16 protein-coding genes and 2 pseudogenes are annotated in these 15,623 nt (G+C 44.1%); 7 read left to right on the forward strand and 11 right to left on the reverse strand.

The genetic code is table 11. The annotated features are described in order from the left end of the window. Positions 1-162 precede the first annotated feature (162 nt). Complete coding sequence (locus LRS05_RS05180) at positions 163-618, reverse strand: GAF domain-containing protein (RefSeq protein ID WP_257867343.1); 456 nt, start codon at positions 616-618, stop codon at positions 163-165. 77 nt (positions 619-695) lie between these two features. On the opposite strand from LRS05_RS05180, the gene xrtF reads away from it, so the two are divergent. The 7 genes and pseudogenes from xrtF to LRS05_RS05210 all read left to right on the forward strand — a co-directional run bounded on the left by xrtF (position 696) and on the right by LRS05_RS05210 (position 6,366). Continuing rightward, on the forward strand, positions 696-1,235 hold the full coding sequence (gene xrtF, locus LRS05_RS05185; RefSeq protein ID WP_257867344.1) for an exosortase family protein XrtF: 540 nt from the start codon (positions 696-698) through the stop codon (positions 1,233-1,235). Then, positions 1,219-1,389, forward strand: a pseudogene (locus tag LRS05_RS17600) (hypothetical protein); the annotation flags it as partial. The gene xrtF and the pseudogene LRS05_RS17600, both read left to right, overlap by 17 nt. Positions 1,390-1,507: 118 nt before the next feature. Next, entirely contained in the window at positions 1,508-1,660 is a 153-nt protein-coding gene (locus LRS05_RS17605; protein WP_374707786.1) for an exosortase F system-associated protein, read from the forward strand. Positions 1,661-1,742: 82 nt separating this feature from the next. After that, entirely contained in the window at positions 1,743-2,162 is a 420-nt protein-coding gene (locus LRS05_RS05195) for a hypothetical protein (protein WP_257867346.1), read from the forward strand. A gap of 57 nt (positions 2,163-2,219) precedes the next feature. Further along, positions 2,220-4,484 carry a TonB-dependent receptor domain-containing protein gene (locus LRS05_RS05200; RefSeq protein WP_374707787.1) on the forward strand — a complete coding sequence of 755 codons (2,265 nt, stop codon included), beginning with the start codon at positions 2,220-2,222 and terminating at the stop codon, positions 4,482-4,484. A 66-nt stretch (positions 4,485-4,550) separates the two neighbouring features. After that, positions 4,551-4,892, forward strand: a complete 342-nt coding sequence (locus LRS05_RS05205) for a heavy-metal-associated domain-containing protein (RefSeq protein WP_257867348.1) — start codon at positions 4,551-4,553, stop codon at positions 4,890-4,892. Positions 4,893-5,004: 112 nt separating this feature from the next. Beyond that, entirely contained in the window at positions 5,005-6,366 is a 1,362-nt protein-coding gene (locus tag LRS05_RS05210) for a hypothetical protein (RefSeq protein WP_257867349.1), read from the forward strand. A gap of 68 nt (positions 6,367-6,434) precedes the next feature. On the opposite strand, the gene groL is transcribed toward LRS05_RS05210, so the two are convergent. The 10 genes and pseudogenes from groL to LRS05_RS05260 all read right to left on the reverse strand — a co-directional run bounded on the left by groL (position 6,435) and on the right by LRS05_RS05260 (position 15,587). Continuing rightward, on the reverse strand, positions 6,435-8,066 hold the full coding sequence (groL, locus tag LRS05_RS05215; protein ID WP_257867350.1) for a chaperonin GroEL: 1,632 nt from the start codon (positions 8,064-8,066) through the stop codon (positions 6,435-6,437). Positions 8,067-8,100: 34 nt separating this feature from the next. Continuing rightward, positions 8,101-8,376, reverse strand: coding sequence for a co-chaperone GroES (gene groES, locus LRS05_RS05220; RefSeq protein ID WP_257867351.1), 276 nt, complete (start codon positions 8,374-8,376; stop codon positions 8,101-8,103). A gap of 148 nt (positions 8,377-8,524) precedes the next feature. Next, a complete protein-coding gene (gene secG / locus LRS05_RS05225) occupies positions 8,525-8,941 on the reverse strand; it encodes a preprotein translocase subunit SecG (protein WP_257867352.1) in 417 nt (138 codons plus the stop codon). A 3-nt stretch (positions 8,942-8,944) separates the two neighbouring features. Next, the gene (locus LRS05_RS05230; protein ID WP_257867353.1) at positions 8,945-9,904 is read right to left on the reverse strand and encodes a tetratricopeptide repeat protein; all 960 of its coding nucleotides are present in this window, start codon (positions 9,902-9,904) and stop codon (positions 8,945-8,947) included. A 21-nt stretch (positions 9,905-9,925) separates the two neighbouring features. Next, positions 9,926-10,435, reverse strand: coding sequence for an LptE family protein (gene lptE, locus LRS05_RS05235; protein ID WP_257867354.1), 510 nt, complete (start codon positions 10,433-10,435; stop codon positions 9,926-9,928). A gap of 3 nt (positions 10,436-10,438) precedes the next feature. Further along, positions 10,439-11,710, reverse strand: a complete 1,272-nt coding sequence (locus LRS05_RS05240; RefSeq protein ID WP_257867355.1) for a sigma-54-dependent Fis family transcriptional regulator — start codon at positions 11,708-11,710, stop codon at positions 10,439-10,441. 13 nt (positions 11,711-11,723) lie between these two features. Continuing rightward, positions 11,724-12,050, reverse strand: a complete 327-nt coding sequence (locus LRS05_RS05245; protein ID WP_257867356.1) for a hypothetical protein — start codon at positions 12,048-12,050, stop codon at positions 11,724-11,726. Next, positions 12,047-13,518: pseudogene (miaB, locus tag LRS05_RS05250) on the reverse strand (tRNA (N6-isopentenyl adenosine(37)-C2)-methylthiotransferase MiaB). The gene LRS05_RS05245 and the pseudogene miaB overlap by 4 nt, the downstream one beginning before the upstream one ends. 167 nt (positions 13,519-13,685) lie before the next feature. Continuing rightward, positions 13,686-14,660, reverse strand: a complete 975-nt coding sequence (locus LRS05_RS05255) for an aldo/keto reductase (protein WP_257867357.1) — start codon at positions 14,658-14,660, stop codon at positions 13,686-13,688. 69 nt (positions 14,661-14,729) lie between these two features. Next, positions 14,730-15,587: an AraC family transcriptional regulator gene (locus LRS05_RS05260; protein ID WP_257867358.1), complete on the reverse strand. Its 858-nt coding sequence runs from the start codon at positions 15,585-15,587 to the stop codon at positions 14,730-14,732. Positions 15,588-15,623: the final 36 nt, after the last annotated feature.

Below are 15,623 nucleotides of genomic sequence, written 5' to 3' on the forward strand. Positions count from 1 at the left end.
AAATGATTATTATGTAACCGGGTTTTTCCCGGATGGGTGCAAAGGTAAACTTTTTTTTGAATTGTCAGTTGTAAAGTTGAAAGTTTTTAAAGTTCGAAAGTCAGCTTCACTCTTGCAGACATTTCAGGAACATTTAAACATTATAACTTTCAACATTTAAACCTAATAAAGCTTCGCTACTTCCTCATTTACAAACTCCAAAAATCTTTCGTCAAGTTCGCTGAAGGCGTCAATGATGTTTGAGTCGATGTCTATCTGGCCTATGTTTTTACCGTCAACAAACAGCGGCACCACGATTTCGCTTTTTACGCTGATGCTGCATGCAATGTAGTTGTCCTGAGCAGTAACATCGGGCACTACAAAATTTTTGTTTGATACTGCTACCTGCCCGCAAATGCCCTTACCAAAAGGAATCACAGTATGGTCGGTTGCCTCACCTGCGTAAGGGCCAAGCACAAGCTCTTCCTTTTCGCCATTACGGAAGTAAAAGCCCACCCAGTCATAATAATCTATATTGTCGCGCAAAAGGTGGCACAGCTGCAGCAGGCGCTCTTCGCGAAGCTGGTCTTGATGGTTGAGTATATCGGTAACTTTCGGTTTTAATTCTTCAAATGTCATGGTACACTAATTTTTGGCAAAAGTAGTTTTAAAGGCTGTTTTTATTTGTATATTTTTGTTAAAAATTGCTGCCGCGCATGCTCAAGAAAAACCGGGCTTTCTTTTTGTTTCTGCTTAAGTTCGGGTTGACCTACCTGGTGCTTTCTATAGCCTATTGGTTTTACCTGGCGCAATATGATGCCCAAAACTACGAGCCCGATGCCATGACCGGCATTGTAGCTTACCAGGCAGAAGATGTGCTTGATTTTTTCGGGACGAATGCCTCAACCCGGCCACGCCACCATGAGAACTCTTATAAGTTTTTTATAAACGACCAGCCTGTAGCCCGCATTGTGGAAGGCTGTAATGCCCTAAGCGTGATGATACTGTTTGCTGCGTTTGTGGTTGCGTTTTCATCGACATTTAAGCGTACTGCGCTGTTTATCATCATCGGACTCATCATCATACATATATTAAATGTGATAAGGGTTGCGCTCATGTGCCTTTCGCTGTATCACTATCCGCAATACGAAGCGCTGGTTCACGATATCATTTTCCCGCTGTTTATTTACGGAGTGGTATTTCTATTATGGATTTTATGGGTGACAAAATTCTCCGGCCATGCAAAAAAAGCGTAGTGTAAATATCGTCCCGGCACTAGCCATTGTTATTCTCGTTGTGTTGCTGGCAGTAGTGCGCTTTTACCAGGAAGATTTATTTTATGACCCGCTGGTGCCGTTCTTCAAAACCGATTCAGTCATCCTGCCGTTTCTGGACATACCTAAACTTTTGGGCGGACTTACACTTCGTTACTTAATAAACACTGTATTATCACTAGGCATTCTCTGGTTTTGCTTTAAAGATAAAAAGTATCATCAGGCTCACAACAATATTATACGGGTTATTTTTCATTGTACTGATGATCGCTTTCATCATTGTTGTCAATACAGAAAAACCCAACCTGCTGGCTTTGTTTTACATCCGCAGGTTTTTAATACAGCCTTTGTTCCTGATACTTTTTATCCCCGCGTTTTATTATCAGCGAAGAAATTCAGGCACCTAAACCTGCAAGGTTTCCAAAACCTTTTAGGTTTAAAAATAACGGCAAGACTATTGATAATGAAAAATTTACTAATTTTGCACCAATGAAACTCCGCAGTTATATAAGCGTAATTCTCTCCATCTTTATATTGGCAAGCAATATAGGGCTGGCATTGAACGTGCATTACTGCCATGGCCAAGTTTCAGATGTTTCATTGGCATACCGCACGGAGGAGTGTGCTGTTATCCACGCCAAAAAGAAGCAGACGTGCTGTGCCACCAAAGCTGAAAGCCATAAGAAATGCTGCGAGAATGATGTGGTAAAGCTTCAGGACAAAAGCGATAACATCATCGTAAAGTCCATCCAGCTTGATTTTGCCCCTATGGCTGAAGTTGCTGTGTGGAAGCCATCTTCATTTAATATTGAAGTACAGGCCGTTAAATCTGATTCGCCTTCATTCTACTGCGAGTCACACGCGCCACCGCTGTATAAACTTTATTCCCAATACATTTTTTACGCCTGAATTTAATGTAATTCCTTATTTCCCAACACTTGGGATACTGAGTAATAACATTAAATTATTTTTATGCGTAAACTATTTTTATTGCTTTTCCTGCTACCGCTTTTTGCTATGGCTCAGGAAAATGTAACCGGCAAAGTGCTTGACGATACAAGCCAGCCGCTACCCGGAGCCATTATTTACTGGCAGGGAACAGAACAGGGAACCGCCACCGATGATAACGGTAACTTCACGCTGCCCTTCAATGCTCAATCTAAAAAACTCGTTATAAGCTTTATGGGCTTTGAGACAGACATTATTGATGTCTCCGGCCCGGGAAATATAACCCATACAATGAAGCCTGGCGATGCTACTAATCTTGATACTGTGGTGGTGGAGAAAATCCGTAAAAGCACTGAGCGTTCTTATGTAAAGACAGCCAATGTGCAGACCATGGGCAGCAAAGAATTGCTCAAGGCCGCCTGCTGCAACATTGCAGAAAGCTTCGAAACCAACCCGTCAATCGACGTGAATTTCAGTGATGCGCTTACCGGCAGCCGCCAGATAAAAATGCTCGGGCTTACCAGTCCGTACCTGTTAATTGCCGAAGAAAATATCCCTTCGGTACGCGGTGCATCGCAGGCATATGGCTTGTCATTCGTTCCCGGAACGTGGGTAGAGAGCATCCAGATTACCAAGGGTGCAGGTTCAGTTATCAACGGGTTTGAGAGCATCTCCGGCCAGATAAACTATGAGCTGCTGAAACCTGTTGATGATATCCCATTCTTCCTGAATGCGTACGGTTCAACTGACAGCCGTTTTGAGCTCAATGCCCATGTAAACAAAAAGTTCAGCGAGAAATGGAGCAGTACACTGTTTGTGCACGGCAACACCCGTGTAGCTAAAAACGACATGAATGATGACGGTTTCCTGGATAATCCGCTGGCGAACCAGATCAATATTATGAACCGCTGGCAGTATGTGGATGCTGAAAAAGGCTGGGTAAGCTTCCTGAACCTGCGCTACATGCGTGATGAAAGGCAAACAGGTGAGCTTGACTTTGAGCCGAGCCGTGATAGATTTACCACAAACTATTGGGGTTCCGAAATTAATACCGATAAGGTGGATGCCTCTGCAAAACTGGGTTACGTATGGCCCGATATGCCTTACCAAAGCATTGGGTTACAGACTGCTTTTAACTGGCACAACCAGGAATCATATTTTGGTTTTAGACAGTACGATATTGAACAAAAAAGCGTGTACACAAACCTGATATTCAGTTCGATAATCAACAACACACTCAACAAATTTTCAACCGGTATTAACTTTACCTATGACAATTACGGAGAGTTTGTAAACGCGCCCATCAATATGGTTACCGGCATGTATGACTTCAGCCGTATAGATAATTCGGCAGGTGCATTCTTCGAATACACTTATGACAATACTGATAACTTTAGCCTTGTTGCCGGTGGGCGTTTTGATGTGCACAACCGCCTTGGAGCTTTCTTCACCCCGCGCATTCACCTGCGTTATAATCCGTGGAACAAGGCTGTATTTCGTGCGTCGGCAGGCAGGGGTAAAAGGGCGGCAAACATCTTTGCTGAGAACCAGTCGCTGTTCGGTAGTTCGCGTACGTTTAATATTGCTAATAGCGGAGGTAAATTGTATGGCCTTGACCCTGAAATTGCATGGAACTATGGTGTGAGTTTTATGCAGGGTTTCAAGCTGTTCGGGAAGAATGCAGAGTTTGTGGTAGATTTCTACCGTACCGATTTCCAGAACCAGGTTGTGGTAGATTTGTATGCGAGTCCGCAGGCGGCGCTGTTCTCAAACCTTGACGGAAAATCATATGCGAACAGCCTGCAACTGGAGCTGAACTACGAGATTACGCATCACTTCAACATTCGTACGGCATATAAGTATTATGATATACAAACAGACTATCTTACAGGAAGTTACGTGCGCCCGTTACAGGCCAGGCACCGTTTTTTCACGAATATTGCCTATGAAACGCATATAGGTGACGGCGGTAAGCAGTGGAAGTTCGACTTCACCTATAACTGGATGGGCCGCCAGCGCCTGCCGTACACCGGAAGCAATCCTGCACAATACCAGTTGGGGGATTATTCACCTTCATTCTCCCTGATGAACGCACAGGTAACCCGTACGTTCTCTAGTGTATTTGAAGTTTATGTAGGTGCTGAAAATCTGGGCAACTATCGTCAGGACAAAGCGATTTTAGGGAATGATGATCCGTTTGGGCAATATTTTGACAGCTCGATAATCTATGCGCCGATTTTCGGCCAGATGTATTACGCCGGATTACGATTTAAGATAAAGTAGCGCTTTGGAACACAAATTGCTATATATTTGAAACATTGAAATTAACACAACATTAAGAACAACAATATGAAAAATTTATTGATTGCCATCCTGGTTTTTGCTGCAGGATTTACCGCACAGGCACAACAGAAGAAAAATAAAAATGCCAAGCACGATATTGAAGTGTATGGTAACTGCGATATGTGTAAAAAGCGCATAGAAAAAGCTGCCTTCAGCGTGCCGGGGGTGAAGAGCGCACAATGGCACCAGGATCATAAAGACCTGCACCTCATCATCGACGAAAACAAATGCAGCGTTGAAGATGTAAAGGCTGCAATTGCTAAATCGGGCCACGACACCAAAGATGTTAAGGCCAAAGATGAAGATTATGCCAAACTGCATGGCTGCTGCCAGTATCGTTCAGAATAAGATATAAACCCGCTTTTAAAGCGGGTTTATTTTTAGGGCTCAGTTTTACCCAATGCCTCTTTAAAATTGGCTCTTATAAAGCTATGCCTTACTTTTGTGGAAAATCATTTAAATGATAAACCTCAAACACGCACTTGCCATAGCAGGCCTCACCTTTTTTTGCACGACTAATGTTTATTCTCAGTCAGAACCGCAAAATCCTCAATCGGGTCAAAATCACACCACAAATGATTTTATCAAAGACAGAAAGTTTTACCTGAATGAAGACGGAAGCAACTATGTGAAGTTTACATTCGTTACGCAGGCCTGGCTTCGCAGCGCAGAGTATAATCCGGGCACTACCATCAACGGAATACCCAAAAGCAGCGGTACTGATATAGGCATACGCCGCTATAGGGTACAATTATACGGGCAGCTTACCGACAGGGTTTTTGCCTACAGCCAGTTTGGCGAAAATAACTTTAATAATATAAGCGACAGGAAGCTGGGCTTTTTTGTACACGATGCCTATGGTGAATATGCGGTTGACAAGCAAATGCTGTCATTAGGTTTAGGGCTTTCGGGCTGGAGCGGGCTTACCAGGTTTGCATCTCCTTCTGTTGGGTCAATTATGGGGATTGATGCACCATTATATCAGCAAACCACAAATGATGTGACGGACCAATTCCTCCGAAAATTATCTGTGTTTGCAAAAGGAAAAATTGGCAAGCTTGACTATCGGGTGCTGATGGCACAGCCCATGGCTATACAAAAATCAGCTGGTTATGACCCTGCGAACAACATTGGGCAGGCGTCACGTTTTTCTGCATTGCCGCCAAAAATGCAGTACAATGGCTACTTCAGCTACCAGTTTAAAGACCAGGAAAGCAACCTCACACCCTATGCAACGGGAACATATCTCGGCAAAAAGAAAGTCTTCAACATCGGGGCAGGATTTATTTACCAGCAGGATGCTATGTGGAGACTGAATGAAACAGCTACCGATACAATCCACGAAAATTTGGTGCAGCTTGCGGCAGATGTTTATTATGATGCGCCCGTGGGCAGCAGGGGGCAGGCAGTAAGCTTGTACGGCAGTATTACACATTCCGACTTTGGGAAAAATTACCTGCGCAACGGCGGGCCTATGAATCCGGCAAATGGCAACAATAACCCGGATATTATAAGCGGTGGCGGTACGGCTTTCCCGATGTACGGTACAGGCACCGTTGCCTATGTGCAGGCTGGTTATAAGATGCGCGACAATCTTATCGGCAATACAACCCTTATGCCTTATGTATCACTTCAGTATGCTAATTATGAAAGGCTGAGTGACCCTATGGCATATTATGATGTGGGTGTAAACTGGCTGCTAACAGGGCATGCATCAAAGCTTACGCTATCATACCAGAACCGCCCGGTGTATAATAATGCCGGAGATAACATCACGCGCCGGGGGGCAGTCGTGGCACAATACCAGGTATTCTTTAACTAGATAAGATTAAGAATATAAAAAAGGGAACGTACTGCTACGTTCCCTTTTTAATTTATTGTGGATGATGATTACATCATGCCCGGCATACCGCCGCCCATTGGCATTCCGCCTCCGGCATTTTCTTCTTTAATGTCGATAAGCGCACATTCGGTAGTAAGTATCATACCCGCAACCGATGCAGCATTTTCAAGCGCGACACGTGTTACTTTCTTAGGGTCTATGATACCTGCGCCTAGCATGTCAACATACTCATCTGTTTTTGCATTGTAACCGAAATCGCCTGAGCCTTCAGCCACTTTTGCCACAACTACAGAGCCTTCAAGGCCTGCGTTCTCAACAATTGTGCGTAGCGGGGCCTCAACAGCGCGCGACACGATTTGTATACCTGTAGCCTCATCAGCGTTTTCAGCATTGATATCGGTCAGCACTTTCTTAGCGCGTAGCAAAGCCACACCACCACCGGCTACAATACCTTCTTCAACCGCGGCACGTGTAGCGTGTAGTGCATCGTCAACACGGTCTTTCTTCTCTTTCATCTCAACTTCACTCGCTGCACCTACATAAAGTACGGCAACACCGCCTGCAAGCTTGGCAAGCCTTTCCTGAAGTTTCTCACGGTCATAATCAGATGTTGTAGATTCCATCTGCGACTTGATCTGGTTAACACGGCCTTTGATGTTTTCAGCGTCACCAGCGCCATTCACGATAGTAGTGTTATCTTTATCAATAGTCACTTTTTCGCAGGTACCAAGCATATCAAGCGTTGCATTTTCAAGAGTGTAACCCCTTTCTTCTGCAATTACGGTACCGCCTGTAAGTATCGCGATGTCCTCAAGAAGCGCTTTTCTCCTGTCGCCAAAGCCCGGAGCTTTAACAGCAGCAATCTTAAGCGCACCGCGTAGTTTGTTCACTACAAGCGTAGCAAGGGCTTCACCGTCAACATCTTCAGCAATGATCAATAACGGGCGACCAGATTGTGCCACCGGCTCAAGAACAGGAAGAAGGTCTTTCATTGAAGACACTTTTTTGTCGTATAGTAATATGTAAGGCCTGTCTAGTTCAGCCTCCATTTTTTCTGAATTTGTAACGAAGTAAGCTGATAGGTAGCCACGGTCAAACTGCATACCTTCCACGACGTCAACATACGTATCAGTACCTTTAGCTTCTTCTACAGTGATAACACCTTCTTTGCCAACTTTCCCGAAAGCAGTAGCGATAAGCTCTCCGATTGTTTCGTCATTGTTAGCAGAGATTGATGCCACCTGCTTGATTTTCTCAGTAGCGCTGCCCACTTCTTTAGATTGTTGTGCAAGGTCAGCCACGATAGCTTCAACAGCCTTGTCAATACCGCGCTTCAGGTCCATTGGGTTGGCGCCTGCAGCCACGTTCTTAAGGCCTTCTTTTACGATAGCCTGTGCAAGAACCGTTGCAGTTGTAGTACCGTCACCCGCAAGGTCGTTGGTTTTAGAAGCAACCTCTTTCACCATCTGTGCACCCATATTTTCAAGGGTATCGGTCAGTTCAACTTCTTTCGCAACGCTTACACCGTCTTTAGTTACGGTAGGACCGCCGAAAGATTTACTGATGATCACATTACGGCCTTTAGGGCCAAGGGTTACTTTTACTGCGTTTGCCAATGCATCTACACCGCGCTTTAGGCCGTCGCGTGCTTCAATGTCAAATTTTATTTCTTTTGCCATGGTTCGTTTTGTTTAAATAATAAATCTTTTAAAATTAAAGTATTGCAAAAATTTCCTCTTCTTTCATTATAAGGTAATCTTTACCTTCAAGCTTAAGCTCAGTGCCAGAGTATTTTCCGTAAAGCACAGTATCGCCCACTTTTACTGTCATGTCATGGTCTTTTTTACCATTGCCTACTGCCACAACAATACCTTTCTGTGGTTTTTCTTTAGCAGTGTCAGGGATGAAGATACCTGATGCTGTCTGCGTTTCTGCTGCTACCGGCTCTACAAGCACGCGGTCATGAAGCGGTTTAATGTTTAAAGACATAGTATTTAAATTTTTATTGTTAATGAAATATTAGCTGCTCCTGTTTTTTCAGAAATTGTGCCAATTCAGAAATCTGCCAAATTTGCAGAAATAAAAAATGCCGGCTTTGACAAGCTGGCATTTTTTAAGATTTTATTATGATAGCTGCTTATTGGGCAGGAGTAGCTGCAGGAGTTTCAGTTGCCGGTGCCGGTGTAGCGGCAGCGCCTTCAGCAGGAGTGGCAGTACCGGTTGCAGGTGTAGCAGCGCCATTTGCCGGTGCCGGTGCCGGAGCAGCAGCTGCAGGAGCCGGAGTTACCGTATCAGCATCTATAAGGTTATCTTCAGCGCCGAACTTATTTGAAAAGCTTAGTGCAGAAAGTAATACAAGAGCTATAAGTATTGTAGCAAGCGTCCATGTACTTTTGTCAAGGAAGTCTGTGGTTTTTTGTACGCCACCCATCATCTGAGATCCGCCAAGGGTTGATGAAAGGCCGCCGCCTTTAGGGTTTTGCACCATGATTACTACCACAAGCAAAAAGCTCACTATGGTTATAAGTACTACAAAAATTGAAAATTCGCTCATTGCCTAACTGTTATTATTTTGTTGTAAAAGTTTTATGTCTGAAATTCGGTCTGCAAAGAAAACACTTTTTTCCGGATATTTCAAAATTAAAATTTCGTATGCCTGAATGGCGCGCGAATATTTTTTCTGCTCAAGGTACACCCGCGCAAGTGTCTCTGTCATAAGGTAAGACGCATCTTTATGCTCACTTGCCAGGCTTATCGGCGTAGGCGGTGCATCTTTTGCAGGTGTGATTTTCGGGTTAGCTTCAATAAAACGGTCTATCAGTTCCAGTTTGCGTGATTTATCATCAGGTAGTGCGGGTTTTTCCTGAACAGGATTTTCAGGCTCGGGCTGTACTTCAGGCTCGGCATCACGCTTTATAGGGGCCATTTTAGAGAGCTGCAGCCATTCACGGAACGAGTGCTTTTCTTCCGGGTTAAATTCAAGCGGTTTGCCGATTTCAAGATTTTCTTCAGGTGAAGGGATTTGCCCGGAACTTTCCTGGGCAATTTCAATTTCCTGTTCTTCGCCAACGGCATGTTCCAATTCAGGAGGCGTTTGTACCGGAGTTTCATAAGTGGGCTGCTCGATATAAACCGGTCGCTGAACCTCTACCGGCTCACTTTCCTTTATTTCTATATTGTTTACTGATGCCTGCTTTTCCTCAAAAAATGTTTTCTGGATGCTCTGGAAATTTTCAGACGTGATATAATCAAACAAAACCGACCTTTCAGTAGTATATGCCGCTGTCTTTTTCAGCTCGCTGTTATAACGGTAGCTTTCCTTATTGTACAGCGCCTTCAGCAGTATTGCCCTTGCCGGCTGCAGGTACGGGAACTCATGAAGCACCGCCTCAAGCTCTGCAGACTGCCTGTCTGTAAGCGAGTAAGGTTTATTCAGCAGGTATGTAAAGTCGTTTGTGTTCAGTGTGTTTGTTGTTTGTTGTTTGTTGTTTGTTGTGAGTGGAACTATGAACCACAAACTATAAACTACAAACCGGTTCTACCATTTAGCCAGGGTGTCATTAAATATATCCTGAGTTATCCTTTCAAATATTTCCTCAAGCGCTGTGCTTAAAACAGCCCCTCGCGGAAGGTCGTTTCCATCATAATCATAAAAGAAGCTGAAGCGTTTTTCAAAATTGTCATCTTCTTTTTTCTTGTTAGTAAAGCGCACCATGACCGCAATGGTAAGCCTGTTCTGTGCCGCACGCTGGTTGGCCGTGGCTGTCATCGGGCTTACGCGGTACTCCACAATCTCGCCTTCATATACCAGGTCGCCGCCGCTGTTGGTAAGGCTCAGGTTGGTCTGGTTCTGTATCAGGTCCTGTAATCTTCGTGTAAATGTCAGGTCAATTCCGGGCTCAACAATATCGGCATTGTTCTGGAAATAATTTACCTGGAATGTTTTTATGTCCGGGCTTACATTAGTGCCGGTAAAGCTGTAAATCCCGCAACCGCTCAGGGTGAACAATAGGGCTATTGCAGAAAGGTATTTTAAAAATCGTTTCATGGCTTACAGGTCAAATTGTTTTATTTTGCGGTACAGTGTCCTTTCAGATATTCCCAGTTCATCGGCTGCCGCTTTGCGCTTTCCTTTGTTTCGCTCAAGGGCTTTCTTTATCAGCTCTATTTCTTTTTCGTCAAGGCGAAGCGTTTCTTCTTCTTCAACCGTTTCGGCAAAAAGGTAATTGTCATCATCGTCGTCATGATGATGCTCTACCGGCTCTGAACGTTGTATAGGCTGTGGTGTGTAAACTTCTGTGCGTGGCATTTCTTCAAATTCAGCATCGCCATTACCGTTGCCGTATATGCGCTGTATAAGGCCTTTGTTGGTTTCCTGAACTTTGCCAGTATTACCGTTCTGCATCAGTTCCAGCGTAAGTTTCTTCAGGTCGTTCAGGTCGCTCTTCATGTCGAACAACACCTTATATAATATCTCACGCTCGGTACTGAAATCACTCTCTGCTTTCTGGCCTTTAATCACGGCCGGAAGATTACTGCCTTCCTGCGGGAGATAGGAGAGAAGCGCATTATAGGTCACATCCCGTTTCGTTTCCAATACTGAAATCTGCTCGGCAATATTACGTAGCTGTCGGATGTTCCCGCTCCATCGGTATTTCAGCAATAGCTGAACGGCATCATCATCCAGCTTTATCGGAGGCATTTTGTATTTATGTGCAAAGTCTGACGCAAATTTCCTGAACAGCAAGTGTATGTCATCTTTCCTGTCGCGTAGTGGCGGCAGCGAAATTTCAACCGTACTTAGCCTGTAGTATAAGTCTTCACGGAACTTGCCTTTCTCTATCGCATCAAACATGTTCACATTGGTAGCGGCTACAATGCGCACATTGGTTTTCTGCACCTGGCTTGAGCCTACTTTTATGAATTCGCCATTTTCCAATACGCGCAATAATCTTACTTGTGTAGTCAGCGGAAGTTCACCCACTTCATCAAGAAAGATTGTACCGCCGTCGGCTACTTCAAAATAACCTTCGCGGGTGTTGGTTGCTCCGGTAAAAGCGCCTTTCTCGTGCCCGAAAAGCTCACTGTCAATAGTGCCCTCGGGTATTGCTCCGCAGTTTACGGCAATGTACTTACCGTGCTTGCGATGTGACAGGGCATGTATTATCCTCGGGATGTTCTCTTTACCCACACCGCTTTCGCCGGTAACCAATACCGAAATATCAGTCGGGGCGACCTGTATCGCCTTTTCAATGGCGCGGTTCAGCTTAGGGTCATTCCCTATAATCTCGAATCGTTGTTTTATGGCTTGTACGTTTTCCATTTTTTTGGCAGTATTAATTCTGCTTTAATAATAACCCTTCATGCCAGCATATCCAAAAAGTGTAATCCAATACAGATTTTATCCCTTCATCATTTATCCATAAATACTTTTCTTTTAAGAATTTTGTAGATATTTCGGCGATTTCCTTTTGTGTCAATTGCAAATTCGGTTCTGTTATCTTCCACAGATATCCGAAAAGATTTTCCCTAAGTCCGATAAATTCAGCATACACAGCTTCAAAGTTTTCAATACTATTTTCGTTGAAATAATTCTGCATTTTTTCTTTGTCTATACAAGTTGTTGCAGAAAACAGGGCCAATATTTTATTCTTGTCTATCAAGCTAGTGCAATTATTGGCGAAGCTGCCTGCATCTCACTAAAACCCACTGCTTCGCCAATCAACGTAGCTGATGTACATTCGTTTATCAATACATTCACAAAATCGCCCGGCTTGTAGTTGCCTTTCGGGAAAACAACCACGGTGTTCTGCGAGTTGCGCCCGCTCCAGTGTGCATCAGAACGTTTCGATTCTTTCTCAACAAGCACCTCCACCACCTGGCCTACAAAACGCTGGGTCCTTTCCAAAGCCATTTTTTGCTGCAGGTTGATAATCTCCGTAAGCCTGCGGTTCTTCACATCGTTCGGGACATCGTCAACCATCTTGCGTGCAGCAAGTGTACCCGGCCTTTCGCTGTAAGCGAACATAAATCCGAAATCATATTTACAATGTTCCATAAGGCTTAGCGTATCCTGGTGGTCTTGCTCTGTTTCTGTCGGAAAACCCGCAATCATGTCCTGAGACAGAGACATCTCAGGGATTATGCGATATATATTGTCAACCAGCGCCATATATTCCTCGCGGGTGTGCTGGCGGTTCATTTCTTTCAATATGCGTGTGCTGCCGCTTTGTACCGGCAGGTGTATGTATTTGCAAATATTGTGGTGCTTCGCCATTACCTCAATTACCTCGAGGTGCATATCCTGCGGGTTAGAAGTTGAGAAACGGAAACGCATCTTCGGGAAAGCAGTCGCAGCCATATCCAGCAGCTGTGCAAAATCTACCGCCGTTGCTTTTTGCATTTCGGTGGCCTTTACATAGTCTTTTTAAGTCCGCCGCCATACCAAAGGTAGCTGTCCACATTTTGGCCAAGCAATGTTACCTCCTTAAAGCCACGGTTCCACAGGTCGGCAATCTCATCCATGATGCTTTGCGGCTCGCGGCTGCGCTCACGCCCACGGGTAAATGGCACCACACAGAAGGTACACATGTTATCACAGCCGCGCGTGATAGATACAAACGCTGTCACGCCATTACTGTTTAGCCTTACTGGCGCCACATCACCATAGGTTTCGTCTTTGCTGAGGATAACGTTTATAGCATCGCGGCCTTCGTCAACCTCCTTTAAAAGGTTAGGCAGGTCTTTGTAAGCGTCAGGGCCTACAACCATATCAACAATATGTTCTTCCTCCAGGAACTGACTTTTAAGGCGTTCGGCCATACAGCCCAGCACACCCACCTTCATCCCGGGGTTTATCTTTTTTACGGCGTTATATTTCTCAAGCCTTTTACGCACAGTCTGCTCTGCCTTATCACGTATAGAGCAGGTATTTACCAGCACCAAGTCGGCCTCCTCAAGGTTCTGAGTAGTGTCAAACCCTTCGTTGGCAAGTATAGACGCAACAATCTCGCTGTCAGAAAAATTCATTTGGCAGCCGTAACTTTCTATAAATAGTTTGCGTGTGTTACCTGTTTTAGGTTCCAGTATCAGGGCCTGGCCCTGTTTGCTTTCTTCAATAATCTTTTCCATTTGCGTTTCCCGCTTCAAAATATGATTTGCAAAGATATCATAATCTTTCAATATCTGACATTATGGCATAAACGAAATCAATCGGATTTGAGTTAATTGGCGTGTATCATTTTGAAAAGGCCTGTTGAAATGCAAAATTCAACAGGCCTGCAAATCTTTCAAAAATCTTATTTGTTTAGTGTACCCATAAATTTTTCCGGATAGCGTTGTCCCGATACAACCCCCGGAGGCATTACAGCGTTAATGGTTTGTAATTCTTCAGTGCTCAAGTTTAAATTTTCTGCTGCAATATTTTCTTCAAGATACTTCACGCGCTTAGTGCCCGGAATTGTAATGATGTCGTTACCCTGTGCAAGTACCCATGCTATTGCGAGTTGTGACGGCGTACAGCCTTTTTCATCTGCCATTGCTTTAATCTTTCCCATCAGTTCAAGATTCCTGTAAAAGTTTTCGCCCTGAAAGCGGGGCATGTGCAGGCGGTTACCCTTAACATCATCAGGAGTTTTAAATTCCCCGCTTAAAAAACCGCGGCTTAGCGGAGAGTAGCCAACAAGGCCAATTCCCAGTTCACGTATTGTGGGGATAACTTCGGTTTCAATATCCCGGCTCCAGAGAGAATACTCGATTTGCAATGCTGTAATATTTTGGGCTGCAGCTGCTTTGCGAATAGATGTAGGAGATGCCTCAGAAAGCCCAATGTACCTGATAAGACCTTTGTCAACAAGTTCAGCCATTGCACCCACGGTTTCTTCAATAGGGATTGTCGTGTCAACACGAGCAATAGTGTAAAGATCAATGTAGTCGGTTTTTAATCGTTGCAGGCTGAATTGTACCGCGTGACGAATATAATCAGGATGGCCGTTTACAGGCCCCGGTCCGCCTACGGATACCATTTGTCCCGTTTTTACAGATAGAAACGCTTTTTCACGCTTGCCGCTGATTGCCTTCCCGATAAGTTGTTCGTTATGGCCCGCCAGATAATAGTCGGCCGTGTCAAGAAAGTTGTGGCCCAAGTCAAGGGCCCTTTCAATAGTGGCAATAGATTCTTTCTCATCGCTTTGCCCGTATGCGCCCGACATACCCATGCAGCCAAGCCCTACTGCTGAGACTACGGGCCCGTTTTTTCCAAGAATTCTGTTCATGATTTTTTAATTTTAAAATAATAGAACAAAGTTCCCTACCCTGCTAAGAAAAATCCCTGACGAAATATATTAATTCCCTGATAAATCCTTAACAAATTCCGATATGCTTGAACCTGTCAGCTTTTTAAATAGCCGCGCAAAGTACTCGGGATCATTAAAGCCAAGGTCATACGCAAGTTCCTTTATATTGCTTTCAGAATAGTATAGGCGCCGTTTCGCTTCCAGGATAAGGCGATTAGAAATGAATTCTTTGGGAGACAAGCCTGAATAACTCTTAACAAGATTGTACAGGCTGTTGGGGTTAAGAGCAAGTTTTTCTGCAATTTCACCTATGGAAGGATGATTTTCATAATTTGCTTCAACGTATTCTTTGAAGTTAATATATTTTGAAAGATTGTCGCCCGCGGGATTTTTTTCACCTGAGAAATATGCTGCATTTATTTCTGCAATTAGGCTGTTGAGATGGGCGAGAATGAGGTCTGTGCTCCCGTCCATTGTAGACAATAAGCCTTGCAATGCTTCAAATACAAGTTTAATTCTTTTAGCCTGGTCTCCAGCGAAACTTATTTTTTGCTTATTTAAAGGATTTGTCAGGAAAGCGTATTGTTTCGGGAGTAATGAGAGGCACATTTCATCAAAACCAATTTTAAAATAGTTGATTCCGCTTCCCGCATCAGGAAGCCGGTGTATTTGGTGAGGAAAGATAAAAAGCAACTCATTGCTTTTTAAATGATATTCCTCCAGATCTACACCATGCTTCGTTGATCCTTCCGTGATAAAGATGAAAAAGTAATAAGTTTTGCGATGCGTAAGGCTAAAGCCTGTAGTGATGTCGGGCGAGAGCCGCCCGAAGAAAGGAGTGACCAATCTTATAGGCAAAAAGTTATTCTGTTTATATAAGTTAAAGAATGATTGGTTGCCATGCATAATTTGAGTGTTGAAGCTGAATAGTCAAATTTACGA

Origin of the sequence: Flavobacterium sp. J372, from assembly GCF_024699965.1 — a bacterium.
Taxonomy (GTDB): Bacteria; Bacteroidota; Bacteroidia; order Flavobacteriales; family Flavobacteriaceae; genus Flavobacterium.